The sequence below is a fragment of the Ruegeria sp. E5 genome, assembly GCF_056534105.1.
In genome coordinates this window covers 451,876-470,642 of record NZ_JBQFPA010000003.1, presented here as the reverse complement: position 1 = coordinate 470,642, position 18,767 = coordinate 451,876, and the positions used below count along the sequence as shown (strand labels likewise).

The 18,767-nt window shown below is 59.9% G+C and carries 18 protein-coding genes and 1 riboswitch; of the genes, 16 read left to right on the top strand and 2 right to left on the bottom strand.

Translation table 11 applies throughout. The annotated features are described in order from the left end of the window. Positions 1 to 108: 108 nt before the first annotated feature. Positions 109 to 1,095, bottom strand: a complete 987-nt coding sequence (locus tag ACR0BI_RS14250) for an NAD(P)-dependent oxidoreductase (protein ID WP_480439222.1) — start codon at positions 1,093 to 1,095, stop codon at positions 109 to 111. Positions 1,096 to 1,200: 105 nt separating this feature from the next. After that, positions 1,201 to 1,407: riboswitch (cobalamin riboswitch) on the top strand. 85 nt (positions 1,408 to 1,492) lie between these two features. On the opposite strand from ACR0BI_RS14250, the gene ACR0BI_RS14245 reads away from it, so the two are divergent. The 7 genes from ACR0BI_RS14245 to cobJ are packed head-to-tail and all read left to right on the top strand — an operon-like array spanning position 1,493 to position 9,457. Continuing rightward, on the top strand, positions 1,493 to 1,873 hold the full coding sequence (locus tag ACR0BI_RS14245) for a DUF1636 domain-containing protein (RefSeq protein WP_170609338.1): 381 nt from the start codon (positions 1,493 to 1,495) through the stop codon (positions 1,871 to 1,873). After that, positions 1,870 to 2,925, top strand: coding sequence for a cobalamin biosynthesis protein CobW (gene cobW, locus ACR0BI_RS14240; protein ID WP_480562334.1), 1,056 nt, complete (start codon positions 1,870 to 1,872; stop codon positions 2,923 to 2,925). The genes ACR0BI_RS14245 and cobW overlap by 4 nt, the downstream gene beginning before the upstream one ends. Positions 2,926 to 2,930: 5 nt before the next feature. Further along, positions 2,931 to 6,224, top strand: a complete 3,294-nt coding sequence (gene cobN / locus ACR0BI_RS14235; RefSeq protein ID WP_480562335.1) for a cobaltochelatase subunit CobN — start codon at positions 2,931 to 2,933, stop codon at positions 6,222 to 6,224. After that, on the top strand, positions 6,221 to 7,348 hold the full coding sequence (gene cobG / locus ACR0BI_RS14230) for a precorrin-3B synthase (protein WP_480562336.1): 1,128 nt from the start codon (positions 6,221 to 6,223) through the stop codon (positions 7,346 to 7,348). Before cobN ends, cobG begins: the two co-directional genes overlap by 4 nt. Further along, positions 7,348 to 7,977 (top strand): precorrin-8X methylmutase, encoded by a 630-nt coding sequence (locus tag ACR0BI_RS14225; protein WP_480562337.1) that lies wholly within the window; start codon positions 7,348 to 7,350, stop codon positions 7,975 to 7,977. Before cobG ends, ACR0BI_RS14225 begins: the two co-directional genes overlap by 1 nt. Then, positions 7,974 to 8,702, top strand: a complete 729-nt coding sequence (locus ACR0BI_RS14220) for a precorrin-2 C(20)-methyltransferase (RefSeq protein ID WP_170401239.1) — start codon at positions 7,974 to 7,976, stop codon at positions 8,700 to 8,702. The genes ACR0BI_RS14225 and ACR0BI_RS14220 overlap by 4 nt, the downstream gene beginning before the upstream one ends. Continuing rightward, positions 8,699 to 9,457 carry a precorrin-3B C(17)-methyltransferase gene (gene cobJ / locus ACR0BI_RS14215; protein ID WP_480562338.1) on the top strand — a complete coding sequence of 253 codons (759 nt, stop codon included), beginning with the start codon at positions 8,699 to 8,701 and terminating at the stop codon, positions 9,455 to 9,457. The genes ACR0BI_RS14220 and cobJ overlap by 4 nt, the downstream gene beginning before the upstream one ends. On the opposite strand, the gene ACR0BI_RS14210 is transcribed toward cobJ, so the two are convergent. Continuing rightward, positions 9,454 to 10,185 carry a cobalt-precorrin-6A reductase gene (locus ACR0BI_RS14210; protein ID WP_480562339.1) on the bottom strand — a complete coding sequence of 244 codons (732 nt, stop codon included), beginning with the start codon at positions 10,183 to 10,185 and terminating at the stop codon, positions 9,454 to 9,456. The genes cobJ and ACR0BI_RS14210 overlap by 4 nt on opposite strands. Here ACR0BI_RS14210 and cbiE point away from each other — a divergent pair. From cbiE to ACR0BI_RS14165, 9 genes are all read left to right on the top strand, one after another. Continuing rightward, positions 10,184 to 11,383 (top strand): precorrin-6y C5,15-methyltransferase (decarboxylating) subunit CbiE, encoded by a 1,200-nt coding sequence (gene cbiE, locus ACR0BI_RS14205; RefSeq protein WP_480562340.1) that lies wholly within the window; start codon positions 10,184 to 10,186, stop codon positions 11,381 to 11,383. The two genes, ACR0BI_RS14210 and cbiE, sit on opposite strands and share 2 nt — an antisense overlap. Further along, positions 11,380 to 11,748 (top strand): cobalamin biosynthesis protein, encoded by a 369-nt coding sequence (locus ACR0BI_RS14200; RefSeq protein ID WP_480562341.1) that lies wholly within the window; start codon positions 11,380 to 11,382, stop codon positions 11,746 to 11,748. Before cbiE ends, ACR0BI_RS14200 begins: the two co-directional genes overlap by 4 nt. Continuing rightward, positions 11,745 to 12,539 carry a precorrin-4 C(11)-methyltransferase gene (gene cobM, locus ACR0BI_RS14195; protein WP_480562342.1) on the top strand — a complete coding sequence of 265 codons (795 nt, stop codon included), beginning with the start codon at positions 11,745 to 11,747 and terminating at the stop codon, positions 12,537 to 12,539. Before ACR0BI_RS14200 ends, cobM begins: the two co-directional genes overlap by 4 nt. Continuing rightward, a complete protein-coding gene (locus ACR0BI_RS14190) occupies positions 12,526 to 13,848 on the top strand; it encodes a cobyrinic acid a,c-diamide synthase CobB (RefSeq protein ID WP_480562343.1) in 1,323 nt (440 codons plus the stop codon). Before cobM ends, ACR0BI_RS14190 begins: the two co-directional genes overlap by 14 nt. Continuing rightward, entirely contained in the window at positions 13,845 to 14,573 is a 729-nt protein-coding gene (cobA, locus tag ACR0BI_RS14185; RefSeq protein WP_480562344.1) for a uroporphyrinogen-III C-methyltransferase, read from the top strand. The genes ACR0BI_RS14190 and cobA overlap by 4 nt, the downstream gene beginning before the upstream one ends. Next, positions 14,566 to 15,309 carry a precorrin-6A synthase (deacetylating) gene (gene cobF / locus ACR0BI_RS14180; protein WP_480562345.1) on the top strand — a complete coding sequence of 248 codons (744 nt, stop codon included), beginning with the start codon at positions 14,566 to 14,568 and terminating at the stop codon, positions 15,307 to 15,309. The genes cobA and cobF overlap by 8 nt, the downstream gene beginning before the upstream one ends. A gap of 76 nt (positions 15,310 to 15,385) precedes the next feature. Beyond that, positions 15,386 to 15,850 carry a DUF302 domain-containing protein gene (locus ACR0BI_RS14175; protein WP_170512176.1) on the top strand — a complete coding sequence of 155 codons (465 nt, stop codon included), beginning with the start codon at positions 15,386 to 15,388 and terminating at the stop codon, positions 15,848 to 15,850. A gap of 79 nt (positions 15,851 to 15,929) precedes the next feature. Then, on the top strand, positions 15,930 to 17,549 hold the full coding sequence (locus tag ACR0BI_RS14170; RefSeq protein ID WP_480562346.1) for a thiamine pyrophosphate-binding protein: 1,620 nt from the start codon (positions 15,930 to 15,932) through the stop codon (positions 17,547 to 17,549). Further along, on the top strand, positions 17,536 to 18,720 hold the full coding sequence (locus ACR0BI_RS14165; protein WP_170662080.1) for a CoA transferase: 1,185 nt from the start codon (positions 17,536 to 17,538) through the stop codon (positions 18,718 to 18,720). Before ACR0BI_RS14170 ends, ACR0BI_RS14165 begins: the two co-directional genes overlap by 14 nt. Positions 18,721 to 18,767 lie beyond the last annotated feature (47 nt).

The window sequence follows — 18,767 nt, the reverse complement described above, 5'->3', positions numbered from 1 at the left end:
TTCTCTTGCCTGTGCCGGTGTCGGACTCCTGTCGACCTATTTAGAATAGCACCAGAATTTTGTCCAACCAGGTCGCCAGACAGCCGCAATGCTTGCCGATTAATCGATCTACCGATTCTGCGGGATCACCTCATAACCCGGTTCTTCTGGCTCGTCGTCCAGCATCTCGGTTGGGAACCCTGGCGCTTGGATCTCCAGTCCGGTCGCGTCCTCTAGCCGCCTGATGATGTTCGGGGACAGTTCACGCTCACCATATCGCGCGATGCCATCTTCGAAAATCTTGATCATCAATGGGTTTATCTCAAGGGGAACTCCGGCACGGTCGGCGACCTCCTGAAACAGACCGATATCTTTTTTCACCAGGTCCATGGTGAAGGAAATATCGCGCGAGCCGTTCAGGATGACCTGACTTTCGGTCTCGTGCACGAAGGATGTGCCTGACGATATCTTGATCGCCTCATAGGTGGTTCCAAGGTCCATGCCGGCGGCCTTGGCTGTCACCAATGCCTCGGCGCAGGTGATCAGGTTGGCGGTAGCCAGATAATTGGTCAACACCTTCAGAACAGAGGCCGAGCCCAGATCGCCCGTGTGCAAAATGCGCCGCCCCATGGTGGTCAGGAATGGCAGGATACGTTCAAAAGTCTCACGATCACAGCCTGCGAAGATCGAGATATTACCCGTCGCTGCCCGGTGACATCCGCCCGAAACCGGGCAATCCACCGCTGCGCCGCCTCGTTCGATGACCATTGCGCCAAGGCGTTTGACTTCGGCTTCGTCGGTGGTCGACATTTCCATCCAGATTTTGCCAGGGCCGACCTCTGGCAACATTTCCTGCATCACCGCATCCGAGGCCGCAGGAGAAGGCAAACAGGTTATAACAGCATCGCAATCGCGCATCAGTTGCGCCGGGCTTTTGGCGGCTTTGGCACCCTTGGCGACGAATTCGGTCACCAGATCCGGGTTCAGGTCATGAACCGTCAGATCGATACCGTTTCGTAGCAGCGATCCAGATAGCTTGCCCCCTACATTCCCCAGCCCGATAAACCCTACTTTCATGCGCGGTATCCTCCTGTTCGCATCTTGCTGCCATGCCAGCACGTCGTTGCAGAAGTATCATGCCGCCCAGCGACCCCGACAGGTCGCTTTTTATCCGCTTTTTCACGGATCGGCGCGACTCGCTTGACAAGCAACCCTGCCCTGCCGCATGTCCCTTTCGTTGGTGTCTGCGAGAGCAGATGAAAAGGGAATGCGTCAGCGGTTTTTGCCGTCAAACGCAGCCGCCCCCGCGACCGTGACCGGAGAGGGTGCCCAAAGCCACTGGCAGTATGGCCGGGAAGGCGGGACATCCGACAGAGGCCTCCTCTGACATCCGCAAGCCGGGAGACCTGCCAACGCCCGAAGATGAAACCGGACGGGGTGTTCCGGTGTGGGGCTGTGATCGGCCCGCATGAAACCCCGTCCCCCACGAAGAGGATTTGGGGGGATGAGAGACATGACCGAGACCGCACCGGTCGAACTGCTGGTTTGCACTACCTGCCGTCGCGGGCTGCCTGTCGAGGATGACGCCCAGCGCCCCGGCACGTTGCTTCACAAGGCGCTTGAAAAGGCGGGCCTGCCCGAAGGCATTACCTTGAAAGCTGTGGAATGCCTGTCGAATTGCGATGAAGGCTGCTCGATCGTGCTACGCGGAGGACCGGATCGCTGGACTTTCGTGTATGAGCATCTGAACGAGATCGACCATGTCGAAACCATCGTCGAAGGCGCAGCCAAATACCTCGCCACCGAGGACGGTTTGGTCAAATGGCGCGAACGTCCCGAACATTTCCGCAAAAACTGTGCGGCCCGCATTCCCCCGATTGGAGCCCTGAAATGAGCAATCTCGAGAAACTCCCCGTCACTGTGATCACCGGCTTTTTGGGCTCGGGCAAAACCACACTGGTGCGCCATCTGATGCAGAACCCGCAGGGCAAGCGTCTGGCGGTGGTCGTCAACGAATTCGGCGATGTCGGCGTCGATGGCGATATCCTGAAGTCCTGCGCCATTCCTGATTGCCCGGCGGAAAACATCATGGAACTGGCCAATGGTTGCATCTGCTGCACCGTGGCCGATGATTTCATCCCGACCATTGAAGCCCTGATGGCACTAGAGCCGCGCCCCGATCACATCCTGATCGAAACCTCCGGTCTTGCCCTGCCAAAACCGCTGCTAAAGGCGTTCGACTGGCCCGATATCCGCTCGAAAATCACCGTCGATGGCGTGATTGCTCTGGCCGATGCCGAGGCCGTGGCCGCTGGTCGGTTCGCTCCGAATGTCGAGGCGGTGGATGCGCAACGCATGGCAGATGACTCGATTGATCATGAAACTCCCTTGTCCGAGGTGTTCGAGGATCAGATTTCCTGCGCCGACATCATTCTGCTGACCAAGCCCGATCTGGCTGGCCCGGAAGGCGTTGCGAAAGCGAAAGAGATCATCGCCGCCGAAGCGCCCCGCCCCATGCCCGTGGTCGAAGTGGCCGAGGGTGCCGTGGACGTCCGCGTCGTGCTGGGTCTAGAAGCCGCGGCCGAGGATGACATGGACGCGCGTCCCAGCCATCACGACGGCCATCACGATCACGAGCATGACGATTTCGAAAGCATCATCGTTGAACTGCCCGAGCAAATCGATCCGATTGATCTGGTCGCCAAGATTGAACGATTGGCCAACGAGTTGAATATCCTGCGCGTCAAAGGCTATGCCGCCGTTCAGGGCAAGCCCATGCGCCTACTGGTTCAGGCCGTCGGTGCGCGCGTGCGTCACCAATATGACCGCCCGTGGGAGTCCGGCGAAGACCGTCGCTCGCGCCTTGTGGTCATTGCCGAGCATGACGATATCAAAGAGGCCGAGATCCGCGATATCCTCGTGGGTGTAACCGAGGCTGCCGAGTAAGACTTATGCACGTCGTCTTCCGCGAAAGCCATGGGCTCGAAGAAACCGAGACCCCGACCGATCTGGGTCAGAGCCCGGCGGACCTTGTGGTGCTGTCCTTTTCCGACAGTGACCTTGGCGCTTTCGCGGCGGGATGGCATCGTGGAAGTGGGCCTGAAGGACGCATGCCAACGATGCGGCTGGCCAATCTGACGGCGCTGAAGCATCCCCTCTCAGTCGACACATATGTCGAGCAGACACTGGAGGGCGCAAAGGGCATCCTGATCCGTCTGATCGGTGGAGTGCCCTATTGGGCCTACGGCTTGCAGCAGGTTCTGGCGCTGGCGCAGGCCAAAGGGATTGCACTGGCCGTGCTGCCCGCAGACGGTCGCGAGGATACGCGGCTGGATGATTACTCTACCCTGCCTGTCTCGACCCTGCGGCGGCTGGCGCATCTGTGCGACACCGGCGGTGAGGTCGCAGCGCAGGCCGCTCTGGCGCAGATGGCACTGGCTGCGGGGTTGTATGCAGGTCCGGTCATGGGCGCGAAGACCATCCCTGAATGCGGTGCCTGGTGCCCAGATCGCGGCGTGATCCCTGCAGAAAACGCTCTGCCCGGTGATGCGAAACGTATCATCGTAACCTTCTATCGTGCTTATCTGACCTCGGCGGACACAGCCCCAATCGCAGCGCTGATCCGCAGCTTGCGCGCGCGAGGTTTTGAGGCCGTCGGCCTGTTTGCCCCGTCGCTCAAAGCACCAAATGCCGCCGATTGGCTGCGCGAGACTATTGTGGCGCTGAAGCCTTCGGCGATCGTCAACGCCACCTCATTCTCAGGCAAGGGCGCATCAGGCACCTCACCTCTCGATGTGGCAGAGGTGCCGGTCTTTCAGGTCGCGCTGGCCACGTCACGCCGCAAAGCGTGGGCCGAAGCGGAACGTGGCCTTTCACCAGCTGATCTTGCCATGCATGTGGTCCTTCCGGAAGTGGACGGGCGGATCAACGCGGGCATCGTATCCTTCAAAGAGCCGGGCAAACGCGACCCGCATCTCGAGTATTCTCGCTTCGCTCATCGGGCTGAACCCGAACGGATCGAAGCCATCATCAACCGCATCTCCGGCTGGCTGAACCTTCACGACAAACCCAAAGCGGAGCAGGTTCCGGCGCTGGTACTATCGACCTATCCCGGCAAAGACTGGCAGATGGCACATGCAGTGGGTCTGGATGCGCTGGCCTCGGCTGAGGCAATGTTGCTCGATCTGCAAGGCGAAGGGTATGACACCGCGCCTGCCGAGCCGATTGCTGAAACTCTTCTTGATGCCCGGATTTCATGGCCGCTAGAGGATTATCAGGCGGCGCTGGCGGCGCTGCCGGAAACACTCCGCGCCGATCTCAATAAGGTTTGGGGCACTCCCGAAGACGACCCTGCTTTCACAAATGGCGCGTTCCACTTCACTGCGCTGCGTCGCGGAAAGGCTCTGATCGCGCTGCAGCCCGAGCGCGGCACACCCGAACTGCGCGATGACGACTATCACGATCTGTCGCGCACACCGCGCCACGCCTACGTCGCCTTTTACTTGTGGCTGCGCAAAGGATTGGTCGCGGATGCGCTGATCCATATCGGCGCACATGGCACGCTGGAATGGTTGCCGGGAAAATCAGTCGCCTTGTGCAACGAATGTTGGCCCGAGGCGTTAATCGGCGATCTGCCGGTGATCTACCCCTTCATAGTCAACGACCCCGGCGAGGCCGCGCAGGCCAAGCGTCGGATCGGGGCGGTTACGTTGGGCCATATCCCACCCCCGATGAAGGAAAGCGGCACACCAGATCGCATGGTGCGGCTGGAATCGCTGTTGGACGAGTTCTCGAACGCGGACGGGCTAGACCCCAAACGCCGCGATCGCCTGCAGGAAGATATCCGGGACGAGGCGCAGGCGATCGGGCTGGAAAGCGATCTTGGCCTCGATCAGGCCACCTGTACCGCCGAGGCGATCACGCGCATTGACCGATTTGTCTGTGACATCAAGGAAAGCCAGTTCGGTGATGGGCTGCATATCTTTGGGCGCGTCCCCGATGTGACGGGCAATTTCGACACTGCCCCCTCAGCCCAAGCTGAACGCTCTGCGCTGATTGACGCTTTAGCGGGCAAACGGATCGAGGCCGGGCCGTCCGGATCCCCCTATCGCGGGCGTACGGATGTTTTGCCGACCGGGCGGAATCTATATACGACCGACCCACGCTCGGTTCCCACGCGCGCGGCCTACACACAAGGCGTCAAGCTCGCCGAAGAGCTGGTTCGGCGGCATCTGCAGGAAGAAGGCGACTACCCCAAGGGCTTGATCGTCGATCTATGGGGTTCGGCCACTATGCGCACAGCGGGCGAGGAATTCGCCATGGCGCTGCATCTGCTGGGGGTGAAGCCGGTTTGGGATAAAGGGTCTGAGCGGGTCTCGGGCATCGAAGTGTTGCCAATCACCGATCTCAGCCGCCCGCGTCTGGACGTAACATTGCGCGTCTCAGGTCTTTTCCGGGACGTGTTCCCGACGCTTTCGGCGCTGTACGGTCAGGCTGTCCGCGCATTGACCAAACGAGATGAAGCACCCGACTGGAATCCTTACGCCGGTCAGGAGCCTGCGGCGCGGGTCTATGGGCCAGCCCCCGGCAGCTATGGTCTGAACATGAGTCATCTGTCCGAAACCTATACGGATGAGGCACGCGTGCAAGCGGGTGAGGCTTGGCTTGATGCCAGTTCCTTCGCTTTGGAAGGTGAACACATCACGCAGGATAAGGACGGTATCTCGCAACGCGTCGCCAACGCCGACAGCTTTGTGCACCTACAGGACCTGACCGAGACGGACTTGTTGCTGGCCAATGATTATGCCACGCACGAGGCCGGATTTGCTGCCGCCAAGAAAATCACCGGCGGTACTGCACAGCTTTATCATCTGGACAATACCAACCCGGACAACCCGCGCGCCCGCACCCTGCCCGAGGAAATCAGCCGCGTCGTTCATGCCCGCGCCGCCAACCCGGGCTGGATTGCCGGAATGCAGCGGCACGGGTTTCGGGGTGCCGCTGAAATCGCGGCGACGCTGGATCATATGGCATCTTTCGCGCATCTGTCCGGCACAGTCGCACCGCATCTGTTCGATCTGTACCACGACGCCACGCTGGGCAATGAAGAGGTCGACGCCTTCCTGCAACAGGCAAACCCGCGAGCACATCAGGCCATGCAGGATCGGTTCCGTGCACTGCTGGAGGCAGGGCTATGGCATACCCGCCGGAACTCGATCCGCGCCGACCTGGAGGGGTTGGGATGAGTGCGCCCATCGTGCAGGGCTGGTGCCCCGGTGCCCATCGCCCGATGATGTCCGGTGATGGGCTGGTCGTGCGTGTGCGCCCTCGGCTGGCGCGCCTGGATGCCCAACAGGCGATAGGGCTGTGCGAATTGGCGGAACGGTTCGGCAATGGCACGATCGACCTTACCAACCGCGCCAACCTTCAGCTGCGTGGAGTAAAGGAAACCGACCATCAATCCTTGTTGGCCGCGCTTTCCTCGCTGAACCTGCTGGACGCCGAACCCGGAATCGAAATTCGCCGCAACATTCTGGTCTCGCCACTCTATGAAGCCGGTGATCTGACCGCTCGGCTGACACAGGAATTGATCCAGCGTCTGGCCGAGCTTCCGGATTTACCTGCCAAGTTCGGCTTTGCCATCGACACAGGTTCCGAGCGTTTATTGGCCGATGACTCGGCGGATATCCGGCTTGAACTCGGTTCGGGCAGCCTGATCCTGCGCGCGGACGGGGCCGAAACCGGGCGAGTGGTGTCGGAAGCTCAAGCCATCGACCAAGTGATCGCGTTGGCGAAGTGGTTTGCGCAAACCCACACAACCGAGACCCGCCGCATGGCGCGGACCGTTGCCACATATGGTTTGCCCAACGAGTGGCAAGGCAGCGCGCCCGGCCCCATTGGCGTGCCTCTTCAACCGGGAGCCTGCGCGCGGGGGACACTCTATGGCGCTGCCTTTGGGCAGCTACCGGCGCGGCAACTCCATTTGCTGATCGAAAACAGCAACGCCACTGCCCTGCGGGTCACACCATGGCGGCTGTTCCTGTTGGAAGGCGGGGCGGCGATACCCGCCCTTGACTTTGTCACAGATGGCACCGACCCGCTGAGAACAACCGACGCCTGCCCCGGCGCGCCATACTGCCCGCAGGCGCAGGTCGAAACCCGCGGTGTGGCGCGCGCCCTGGCCGCGCGCGTTGCAGGCAGCCTGCATGTATCGGGCTGCGCCAAGGGATGCGCCCGAATGGGTCCGGCCGATGTCACTTTGGTTGGCAATTCCGGACGATTTGACCTTGTCAAACAAGGCCGTGCGGGGGATGAGCCCTGCCAACGCGGCCTGACCGAAGAAACACTCATGACCATGGACTTCACCTGATGCCCTATGAATACGAAACCGACGGCGCGGCGATCTACAAGCAGAGCTTTGCCACCATCCGATTCGAGGCTGATCTGGCCCGGTTCGATGCCGATGAAGAACAGGTCGCCGTTCGGATGATCCACGCCGCAGGGATGGTCGGGCTGGAAGAGTTCGTCCATTTCTCGGACGGTTTTGTCTCGGCAGCGCGTTCCGCGCTGGAAAATGGCGCGCCGATCCTGTGTGATGCCCGCATGGTCAGCGAAGGCGTCACCCGCTTTCGCCTGCCCGCTGACAACGAAGTGATCTGCACCCTGCATGACGAGCGTGTTCGACCTCTGGCTGCCGAAATGAGCAACACGCGCTCTGCCGCCGCGCTAGAGCTGTGGCGTCCGCATCTGGAAGGAGCACTGGTCGCGATCGGTAACGCCCCTACCGCGCTTTTCCACCTTCTGAACATGTTGGAAGATCCCGACTGCCCACGCCCCGCTGCCATTATCGGCTGCCCGGTGGGCTTCGTCGGAGCGGTCGAGTCCAAGGATGCCTTGTGGGAAGCGCAGCCAGTACCATCCTGTATCGTCAAAGGCCGTTTGGGAGGCAGTGCGATCACAGTTGCTGCCATCAATGCTATCGCGAGCCGCACGGAATGAGCGGGGGTAAAATATACGGCGTGGGCCTCGGCCCCGGCGATCCGGACCTGATGAGTGTCCGTGCGGACCGCCTGCTGCGCAATGCCCGCCATGTGGCGTTTTTTCGCAAACCTGGCCGCACAGGTCAGGCCCGCAAGATCGTCAATGGAATGATCCCCGGCGACGCCATCGAGTTTCCAATGGAGTACCCGGTAACAACCGAAATCCCGGTGACGGATCCAAGGTATAATGAACTCCTTTCGGTGTTTTACGAAGACTGTGCCGCACATCTGAAATCACTTACCGAAAATGGTGAGGATGTAGTGGTTCTGTGCGAAGGCGATCCGTTCTTCTATGGATCATTTATGCACCTTTACAATCGACTACGAGACATATCTGAAGTCGAAGTCGTACCTGCCATAACCGGCATGTCCGGCGCCTGGACCGCAACCGGTGACCCGATAACTTGGGGCGACGATGTCCTCACGGTTCTTGTTGGAACCTTGCCCGAGGATACGCTGACTGAACGCATGACCCAGACCGACGCGCTGGTTGTCATGAAGATCGGGCGGAACTTCGACAAGGTAAAGCGCGCGCTGAAACAGGCCGGGCTGTATGACCGCGCGTGGATCGTCGAATACGCTCAGATGCCGAACCAACGGGTCTGCAAACTGTCTGATAATTGCGAAGGGATCACGCCCTATTTCTCAATCATTTTGGTCCATGGACAGGGACGCCGACCATGAGCGGTTGGGTCAAGATCGCTGGCCTCGGGCCTGGAAACGAAGCACTGGTCACTCCCGAAGTCACTGCCGCGCTGGCAGAAGCGACGGACGTGGTTGGCTACATCCCTTATGTTGCTCGGGTGGCCGAGCGAGAGGGGTTGACCCTGCACGCCAGCGATAACCGGGTCGAGATCGACCGCTCTCAGCACGCTTTGCAAATGGCGGCCGACGGTAAACGCGTCGTTGTAGTCTCGTCAGGGGATCCCGGCGTGTTTGCGATGGCCGCAGCGGTGTTTGAAGCGCTTGAAAACGGGCCGAATGACTGGCGCGACATACAGATCGAAGTGTTGCCAGGGATCACTGCGATGCTGGCGGCTTCGGCCCGTGCCGGGGCACCATTAGGGCATGATTTCTGCGCCATCAACCTGAGCGACAACCTGAAGCCATGGCCACTGATCGAAAAACGCCTGCGACTTGCCGCGCAGGGCGATTTCGCCATGGCGTTCTATAACCCTCGCTCGAAGTCTCGACCGGAAGGGTTTGAAAAAACGCTGGAAATCCTGCGGGAAGAATGTGAGCCGGAACGCCTGATCCTGTTTGCACGCGCTGTATCCCGCGAGGATGAGGCTTTGCGGATTTCAACTCTGGAAGAAGCCACGGCAGATATGGCGGACATGCAGACCGTCGTCATCGTCGGCTCGTCCCTGACCCGCATAGTCGAGCGCAACACCGCCCCGATCGTCTACACCCCGAGATTCACGCTGGCCAAGGATTAAGTATGCGCCAGCCAGTCCAAGACCTGCGTGACATTTGCCAACTCGGTCCGCTTCGGCAGGGTCGGACGGTCTATCATCAGAACCGGCAAGCCCAGCGCCCTGGCGGCATCGAGTTTGGCCCGCGCGCCGGTGCCACCCGCATTCTTGGATACAATCAATTGCGTATGGTGACGTTCCATCAAGGCCCGGTCCTCTTCAACAGAAAACGGGCCCCGCGAAACGATCACATCGCTTTTCGGAAGCGGCAATGCGTCCGGATCGTCTACAAGCCGCAAAAGATAGTGATGCTGAGGTTGGGCTGCGAAGTCATGAAGATGCATGCGGCCAACTGCCAGGAAGACGCGGCGGGCTGGACCGGTCAGAGCTTCAACCGCACCTTCAATATCCGGTACGTGCTGCCAGTTGTCCCCGTCTTGCGCGACCCAGGCAGGCCGGGTCAGAGCGGCCAAGGGCGTTGCGCCCCCCGCACAGGCTTCCACCGCATTTCGGCTCATCTGTGCCGCAAAGGGATGAGTCGCATCGACAACATGGCTGACGCCGTGCTCGTGAATGTACCGCGCCAGTCCCGCTGCACCACCAAACCCGCCCACGCGCATCGGCACGGGTTGCGAGCGCGGGTTATCGACACGTCCAGCGTAGGAATATGTAGCGGGAATGCCTTGATCGGCAACCGATTTTGCCAGAGCATTCGCCTCGGTCGTGCCACCAAGAATCAGGAGGTTGGGCATGTCTGAAACTCCGTGGCTGACTGTATTGGGTTTGGGCGAAGATGGACTGGATGGCCTGTCCCCTGCAAGCCGTCAAGTGCTGGACCGCGCTGAGATTGTCATGGGTCCGACACGCCACCTGTCGTTGATCCCAGACAGCGCGGCGGAACGGATTGAATGGCCAGCCCCATTTGCCGATGGTCTTCCGATTCTGACCGGATTGCGAGGTCGGCAGACCGTTGTTTTGGCCTCGGGTGATCCGTTCTGGTTCGGAGCCGGTTCCGTGATCGCGCGTAATTTCGACGAGAACGAATGGATTGCCCTACCCGGCCAGTCGACCTTTTCGCTTGCTGCTGCGCGGCTTGGTTGGCCGCTTGAAAACACGTTGACCTTCGGGCTACATGCCGCGCCTCTGACGCGCCTTCGCCCTCACTTGGCACCCGGCCTGCGCGCGATTCTCTTGCTGCGCGACGGCAAAGCCGTAGCCGAGCTTGCGACCTATCTGGGCGAAACCGATTTTGCCGATTGCACTCTGCACGTCATGGAAGCGCTCGGTGGCCCCCGTGAACGCGCGCGCAGCGTGTCGCTGACCGAGGCGTTGCTTGGAACATTCGAACATCCGGTTTGTGTCGGTCTTGATGTCGCGGGTACTGGGCGTGCCTTTCCCAAAGCCTCGGGAAAACCCGATGACATCTTTGAAACCGACGGCCAGATCACCAAGCGCCCCATTCGCGCGCTAACCCTGTCGGCGCTTGCCCCTCAGCGGGGTGAGCATCTGTGGGATATTGGCGGCGGCACTGGTTCGATCAGCATCGAATGGCTGATGTGCGATCCGACGCTAACTGCAACGACTATCGAGCCGCGTGCTGATCGGGCCGAACGCATTCGCCGCAATGCCAATACGTTAGGGCAGGATCGGTTGTGCGTTGTGCACGGTTCTGCACCAGAGTCGTTGGTTGATCTTGACCGACCCGATGTGGTGTTCATCGGTGGCGGTCTGAGTGCGGATCTGCTGAACTGGCTACACGCTAATCTTCAGGCCGGCACGCGGCTGATCGCCAACGCGGTGACATTGGAAAGCGAAGCGTTACTAGCCGAATGGCACGACAAGCTCGGCGGAGACCTGCTGCGCATCGAACTGGCGCAGGCAGCTGCGCTTGGTCCACGGCGAGGCTGGAAATCTGCCTACCCAGTGGTGCAGTGGAGCCTCACGTTATGATCGTCGCGGGGTTAGGTTTCTCATCCTCTGCTACGCTGGCCAGTCTTCGTGCCGCTTTCGAGCTTGCCTCGACAGGAAAAACTGTCGATGCCCTTGCGACTGTTGCGGACAAGCAAGGACACACCGCACTTGCCGCGCTTGCAGAAGCAACTGAGCTGCCGGTACATTTCATTCCGGCAAATGATCTTGCCGAACAACGCACACTTACTTGCTCAACCCGCAGTCGCGCCACATATGGCACCGGCAGCGTGGCCGAAGCATCCGCTCTTGCTGCCGCCGGACATGGCGCGCGGCTGATTTCACCCAGACAATTCTCGCACGACCGGCTTGCAACCTGCGCCGTCGCCATCGGAGGACAGACATGACCGTTCATTTCATCGGCGCCGGACCGGGCGCCGCCGACCTGCTGACCCTGCGCGGGCGCGATATCATCGCCTCCTGCCCGGTGTGCCTTTATGCGGGTTCATTGGTACCCGAGGAGATTCTGGGCCACTGCCCCAAAGGCGCGAAGATCGTAAACACCGCACCCATGGATCTGGATCAGATCATGGCCGAAATCGAAGCAGCGCATAAAGCTGGACAGGACGTGGCGCGGCTGCATTCCGGGGACCTCTCGGTCTGGTCGGCGATGGGTGAGCAAATCAGACGTCTGAAAGAGATGGGTGTCCCGGTCAGCGTCACGCCCGGTGTACCCTCGTTTGCGGCTGCGGCTGCAGCGCTCGGGACCGAGCTGACACTGCCCGGTCTGGCGCAATCAGTGGTCTTGACCCGCACGCCCGGGCGTGCGTCTTCGATGCCGGAAGGCGAGACACTGAAAAACTTCGCTAAAACAGGTGCGACTTTGGCTATCCACCTTTCGATCGGAAATCTGGATAACGTCATCGCCGACCTGACACCTGCCTATGGGACAGACTGCCCGGTCGCCGTGGTCTACCGCGCTAGTTGGCCGGATGAGAAGATCATCCGCGCAACGCTTGCCACGTTGAAGGAGTCACTGGACAACAGCATCTCGCGCACCGCACTGATCATGGTTGGTCCGGCGCTTGCAGGTGAAGGGTTTGACGAAAGCTGTCTGTATTCCAAGACATATGACCGCCGCTATCGCCCTCAAAGCGCCGACAGTCCGTGGTCGAGCTGGAGCCATGGTGATGACTAACCCCCCCGGAATACTGATTTCCGCTCCGTCATCGGGTACAGGCAAGACCACTGTCATGCTGGGATTGCTCCGGGCTTTGGCCGAGGACGGCTTGACCGTACAACCGTTCAAAAGCGGGCCGGACTATATAGATCCGGCGTTTCACCGCGCTGCAGCGGGCCGTGCCTCGTTCAATCTGGATAGCTGGGCGATGGGGGAGCCGCTGCTAAGCGCGATCTCTGAGCAGGCCACGGGCGCGGATATTGTGGTGGCCGAAGGCTCAATGGGTTTGTTTGATGGCGTCGCCAAACCCGGAGAGCTGGGGCATGGGTCGAGCGCTGAAACGGCGCTGCGCATGGGATGGCCGGTCGTTCTGGTCCTGGATGTCGGAGGACAGGCGCAATCGGCGGCGGCGACCGCTCTTGGCTTTCAGATGTATAACCCCGATCTACCTTTTGCCGGGGTGATCCTGAACCGCTGTGCCAGCCCAAGACATGAGCGGCTGACGCGGCTGGGCATGGAACGGGCTGGATTGCCGGTTCTGGGCGTTCTTCCGCGCCGAGGTGATCTGACCCTGCCCGAAAGGCATCTAGGCCTGATCCAGGCGGTTGAGCATCCGGATCTGGAAACGGCAATCGCCGGATATGCCGCATTCCTGCGTGAACATGTCGATTTGGTTGCGATCAAACGGGCGGCCTCCTCAGGCCCTGCTGGGCCATCGTCAGCCGCGCTGCCGCGACCCCCGGCGCAGCGGATCGCACTGGCCCGTGATGCAGCGTTTTCATTTACCTACCCGCATCTGCTGGAAGGGTGGCGCAGCGCCGGTGCAGAAATACTGCCCTTTTCGCCACTGGCAAACGAAGCGCCAGCTGCAGACGCTGAACTGGTCTGGCTACCAGGGGGCTATCCCGAGCTTCACGCAGGAATATTGGCGGCAGCAGATACTTTCTTGTCGGGGCTGCGTAAACACGCGGAAACGCGGCCCGTGCATGGTGAATGCGGGGGGTACATGGCATTGGGGGAAGTTCTGGTCGACAAGGAAGGCGCCCCACATCAGATGGCAGGATTGTTGGGTCTGCAAACCTCATACCAAAAGCGCAAATTCAACCTTGGTTATCGCAGGGCTGAGCTTTTGGCGTCGATGCCGGGCTTTGCCAAGGGTACAGCCTTGCGCGGACATGAGTTCCACTATTCCTCGATCATCGAACAACCTGACGCTCCTCTTGCGCGAGTCTTCGATGCCGAGGGGGCCGAAGGCCCTCAGACAGGATCGCGACGTGGCAATGTCACCGGCACATTTTTCCATCTTATTGCAGAGGCCTCGGCATGACCGGTTTTGTCTCTTTCATTGGCTCCGGTCCGGGTGATCCGGAGCTACTAACGCTCAAGGCCGTAGACCGGATGCAGAAAGCCGATGCAGTGCTGTTTGATGATCTCAGCAGCGGCCCGATCCTGACCCACGTGCGTGACGATGCTGATCTGGTTGGTGTTGGCAAACGTGCCGGTCGCCCTTCGCCCAAGCAGGATCACGTCAGCCGATTGTTGGTGGAGTATGCGCAGACCGGTCAGCAGGTGGTACGCCTGAAATCCGGTGACGGAGGATTGTTCGGTCGACTGGAAGAAGAACTGGTCGCGTTGCAGGCAGCCGGCATCAAATATGAGATCATTCCCGGCATCCCCTCTGCCGTCGCGGCGGCAGCTGCCGCTGGTATTCCTCTGACCCGACGCCTGACTGCACGTCGTGTTCAATTCGTCACCGGGCATGACGTAAGTGGCAAATTGCCGACCGATCTGAACCTTCCCGCCCTGGCTGATGCTAGCGCGACGACGGTCGTATTTATGGGCAAGCGCACTTTTCCCTTGCTGGTCGAAGCCCTGAGCGCGCATGGCTTGCCTTTGGACACGCCTGCATTGATGGCCGAATCTGTTTCAACTCCCGAGCAATCCTTGGAGCGCTCCACAATCGGAGACCTGTCCGACAAGCTGCGATCCGAGGTTGGAACCGCCCCGGCCCTGATCCTGTATGGCCCGCTGGCAGAGTTCGAAGATGTTTGAACTGATTCTGATCGGAATCGGCACGGGTAATCCCGACCACCTGACCTTTCAGGGGGCGAAGGCGATCAGATCAGCGGACCTGATCCTGATTCCGCGAAAAGGAGAGAACAAAGCTGATCTGGCCGGTTTGCGCGAAGACATCATCTCGCAGGTCACCGACAAACCTGCACGGATCGCCTATTTCGACGTTCCCAAACGCCGGGCAGATGACGGCTATCTCCGAGGCGTCGACGAATGGCACGACGCAATTGCCCTGCGCTGGCACGAGGCGATTTCAGCCTACCCGGACGCGCAGAAGGTGGCGTTGCTGATCTGGGGTGATCCGTCGCTGTATGACAGTTCGCTAAGAATTGCAGCGCGGCTGGACCCGCAACCGCGAGTCCAGGTTATGCCGGGAATCACAGCGTTACAGGCGTTGACTGCAGCCCATGCGATCCCGATCAATGATCTGGGCGCGCCCTATGTCGTGACCACAGGCCGTCGCATCCGCGATGATGGATGGCCTGAAACGGCGTCGAAAGTGGCCGTAATGCTGGATGGCGAATGCTCGTTCCAGAGCCTGAAGATGACCGATTATGACATCTGGTGGGGGGCATATGTGGGCATGAAAGAAGAGATTCTGATCAAAGGCCCATTGGCGGATGTGGCGCAAGACATTCTGGATACCCGCGCGCAGGCCCGTTCTGATCACGGCTGGATCATGGATATCTATCTGCTGAAGAAACGTGCGGCCTGACGCGCGCACAGGATTGTGAGCCCCGTTTCAGCGCTTTTCTGTCATCAATTCCCCAGTCAACAGGAAGGGAAAGAACATGAGGGCGCTTTGGGCTGCGATCTGCCTGCTGGCGATGCCTGCTTGGGCCGACGGCATCGAACCTCTTACTGGATGGGCGGTTTACTCCAGCGGAAAAAGCTATGAGACCCTCGTGGATGACACAAAGGCCGCGGTAAAGGAAAACGGCCTGATCGTTGTGACACAGGCCGGGCCGACCAAAGCGGCGGCCTCGCGCGGTATCACCATTCCGGGCAACCGGGTGATTGGCGCATTCAACAACGATTACGCAGTTCGGGTTCTTGAAACCTCGACCAACGCGATGATCGAAGCGCCCATCCGTTTCTACGTGACCGAGAACGAGGACGGCACTGCAACCCTTTCTTACAAGACACCAAGCTTCGTCTTTGCCCCTTACGCAGACGAGGGCGGAGACGCTCTGCGCGAGATTGCCACAGAATTGGACGCAAAGTTTCAGGCCGTGGCGGAAAACGCCGTCAAATAGTCACACTGACGTGAACCTGCTTGCGTCCGGACGCGTCCTCCGCAATCTGCTGGCAGATAACTTTGTCGGAGCTTGATTAATGCAGGACTTGTCTCCCCGCGCTGCGGATTTGTTGGCACAACGCCTTTTCGAGGCCGGATGCCGCCACGCGTTCGGTATGCCCGGTGGCGAGGTTCTGACATTGTTGGATGCGCTGGAAAGCGCAGGCATCACTTTTCATCTGGCCAAGCATGAAAACGCCGCCGGTTTCATGGCCGAAGCCGTTCATCATCGCGATGGCGCGCCTGCGATTCTGTTGGCCACACTCGGGCCCGGAGCGATGAACGGGATCAATGTGGTCGCCAACGCCCTGCAGGATCGGGTGCCGATGATCGTGCTGACCGGATGTGTCGACGCGGATGAGGCGTTGACCTACACCCATCAAGTGATGGATCACGCGCAAGTCTATCGCTCGATCACCAAAGGCAGCTTTATGCTGACGGCCGACGGGGCCGATATCATCGCCGACAAGGCGGTATCGCTTGCCAACCAAGCGCGCCCCGGCCCGGTACACATCGATGTGCCTATCTCGGTGGCCGATACGCGCGTATCAGGGGTTAAACGTCGTCGACTGGCAAAAGTTGCTCCTGTCGCGCCTGGCGCGGAATGTCTGGAAAAGGCCCGCCGCTGGGTGGCCGAGGCTGAGCGACCTTTGGCGATCATCGGTCTTGATGTTCTTTACGACGACTCGCGCTGTGTGGTGCGAGCATTTTTAGAGCATTTCAACATTCCCTTTGTCACCACCTACAAGGCCAAGGGGGTGGTGCCCGAGGATCATCCACTCTGCCTGGGCGGGGCGGGTTTGTCTCCGCTGGCCGATAAGCACCTAGTCCCGCTGGTGGAACAGGCTGATCTGGTACTGTGTTTGGGATATGACCCTATCGAGATGCGCCCCGGCTGGCGCGAGATCTGGGACCCAGAAACCAAGCGCGTGATCGACATATCAGCCGTGGTGAACGATCATTACATGCATCAGGCTGGGCTAAATCTGGTCGCCGACACCGGCGCAACGCTTGAGGCCATTGCCAAGGGCAATCCTGCCGGCAAGACTTGGCCGAATGGTGAGCCTGAACAGGTCAAGGCTGCGCTGGCGAATGCTTTTCCGACAGATGAAGACTGGGGACCGGCGGCGATCATCGCAGAAACTCGTGCCGTTCTGCCACCCGAGACGCTCGCCACGGCCGACAGCGGCGCGCATCGCATTCTGCTCAGTCAGATGTGGGAGTGTTCGGAGGCACGCGGGTTGATCCAGTCCTCGGCGCTCTGCACCATGGGGTGTGCCGTTCCGATGGCGATCGGTCTGAAATTGGCCGAACCGGATCGCTCCGTGATCAGCTTTTCAGGCGATGCCGGGTTTCTGATGGTTGCCGGAGAGCTGTCGACTGCCGCCGAATTGGGTGGCAACCCAATCTTTTTGGTCTTTGTCGATGCCAGCCTTGCGCTGATCGAGCTGAAACAACGCCAGCGCCAGATGGGCAATCGCGGAGTGGATTTTGACCGCCATGACTTTGCGGCTTTAGGCCGCGCATTCGGCGGTTATGGTCACACAGTTCGTAGCCGCGACGATTTGCGGGCTGCATTGGATCAAGCGTTGAAAGCAGACAAGTTCACTGTCATTGCTGCGGAAATTGACCGTGGAGGATATGATGGCCGCATCTGAAGGACCGCTGAAAGGCGTCAAGGTACTGGACCTGTCTCGCATTCTGGCAGGACCCACTTGTACGCAGTTGTTGGGCGACCTTGGCGCTACCGTCATCAAAGTCGAAAACCCGGCGACCGGTGGTGATGATACGCGGCAATGGGGCCCTCCTTACGCCGAGGATGCGGATGGCAACCGCTCAGACCTGAGCGCATATTTCATGTCCTCCAACCGCAACAAGAAATCGGTCGCCTTGGATATCGCAACACCCGAAGGACAGGCAGAAGTCCGACGCCTAGCCTCGCACGCTGATATACTGATCGAGAATTTCAAGCCCGGTGGACTGGCGAAATACGGGCTCGACTACGCAACCTTGTCCAATGAGTTTCCCGACCTCGTCTACTGTTCAATCTCAGGCTACGGGCAGACAGGCCCAAACTCATCGAAGCCCGGATATGATCTTATGGCGCAAGGATATGGCGGGATCATGTCTCTGACCGGAGACGCCGACGGCGCGCCGATGAAAGTAGGCGTCGGAATTGCTGACGTGATGTGTGGTATGTATGCCTGCGTTGGTATTCTGGCTGCGCTGCGTCATCGCGATATGACTGGCGAGGGTCAGCAGATCGATCTGGCGCTGGTGGATGCACAGATCGCTTGGCTGATCAATGAAGGCGTGAATTATCTGACCTCGGGCGAAGTGCCTCAGCGGCGCGGCAACGGGCATCCCAATATTGTGCCTTACGAGGTCTATCAGACGGCGGATGGGCACGTGATTCTGGCCGTTGGAAATGACAGTCAGTTCAAAAGATTTTGCAGCTTCATCGAAAAGCCAGAGCTTGCCGACGATCCCCGATTTGCCACCAACCCGGCCCGTCTTGAAAATAGGGATGCGTTGAATGCGATCCTGCGCCCGGCAGTTCAGGCGCTGGATACAGGCAGCGTCATCGCAGGGCTTGAAGAGCTGAAAGTCCCTGTTGGCCCGGTGCGGACGCTCGATCAGGTTTTTGCCTCGGATCAGGTCGCTGCCCGCCAGATGCAGATCTCGATGCAAGCTGAGCCTGGCGAGGTGCAACTGATCGGGAACCCCCTGAACCTATCACGCACGCCTGTAACATATCGCAGCGCACCACCGGTCTGTGGGGCTGACACACAGGCTGTTCTGAAAGCGGAAAACCCCTTCGAAGATTGAAACACTCTGCCCGTTTAGGCGGCAAGTTGCTGAAACATGCCCTTGAA

Coding starts and splice junctions, on each gene's coding strand:
- ACR0BI_RS14245 (WP_170609338.1), top strand. CDS start 1,493: ATGACCGAGACCGCACCGGTCGAACTGCTGGTTTGCACTACCTGCCGT.
- cobW (WP_480562334.1), top strand. CDS start 1,870: ATGAGCAATCTCGAGAAACTCCCCGTCACTGTGATCACCGGCTTTTTG.
- cobN (WP_480562335.1), top strand. CDS start 2,931: ATGCACGTCGTCTTCCGCGAAAGCCATGGGCTCGAAGAAACCGAGACC.
- cobG (WP_480562336.1), top strand. CDS start 6,221: ATGAGTGCGCCCATCGTGCAGGGCTGGTGCCCCGGTGCCCATCGCCCG.
- ACR0BI_RS14225 (WP_480562337.1), top strand. CDS start 7,348: ATGCCCTATGAATACGAAACCGACGGCGCGGCGATCTACAAGCAGAGC.
- ACR0BI_RS14220 (WP_170401239.1), top strand. CDS start 7,974: ATGAGCGGGGGTAAAATATACGGCGTGGGCCTCGGCCCCGGCGATCCG.
- cobJ (WP_480562338.1), top strand. CDS start 8,699: ATGAGCGGTTGGGTCAAGATCGCTGGCCTCGGGCCTGGAAACGAAGCA.
- cbiE (WP_480562340.1), top strand. CDS start 10,184: ATGTCTGAAACTCCGTGGCTGACTGTATTGGGTTTGGGCGAAGATGGA.
- ACR0BI_RS14210 (WP_480562339.1), bottom strand. CDS start 10,185: ATGCCCAACCTCCTGATTCTTGGTGGCACGACCGAGGCGAATGCTCTG.
- ACR0BI_RS14200 (WP_480562341.1), top strand. CDS start 11,380: ATGATCGTCGCGGGGTTAGGTTTCTCATCCTCTGCTACGCTGGCCAGT.
- cobM (WP_480562342.1), top strand. CDS start 11,745: ATGACCGTTCATTTCATCGGCGCCGGACCGGGCGCCGCCGACCTGCTG.
- ACR0BI_RS14190 (WP_480562343.1), top strand. CDS start 12,526: ATGGTGATGACTAACCCCCCCGGAATACTGATTTCCGCTCCGTCATCG.
- cobA (WP_480562344.1), top strand. CDS start 13,845: ATGACCGGTTTTGTCTCTTTCATTGGCTCCGGTCCGGGTGATCCGGAG.
- cobF (WP_480562345.1), top strand. CDS start 14,566: ATGTTTGAACTGATTCTGATCGGAATCGGCACGGGTAATCCCGACCAC.
- ACR0BI_RS14175 (WP_170512176.1), top strand. CDS start 15,386: ATGAGGGCGCTTTGGGCTGCGATCTGCCTGCTGGCGATGCCTGCTTGG.
- ACR0BI_RS14170 (WP_480562346.1), top strand. CDS start 15,930: ATGCAGGACTTGTCTCCCCGCGCTGCGGATTTGTTGGCACAACGCCTT.
- ACR0BI_RS14165 (WP_170662080.1), top strand. CDS start 17,536: ATGGCCGCATCTGAAGGACCGCTGAAAGGCGTCAAGGTACTGGACCTG.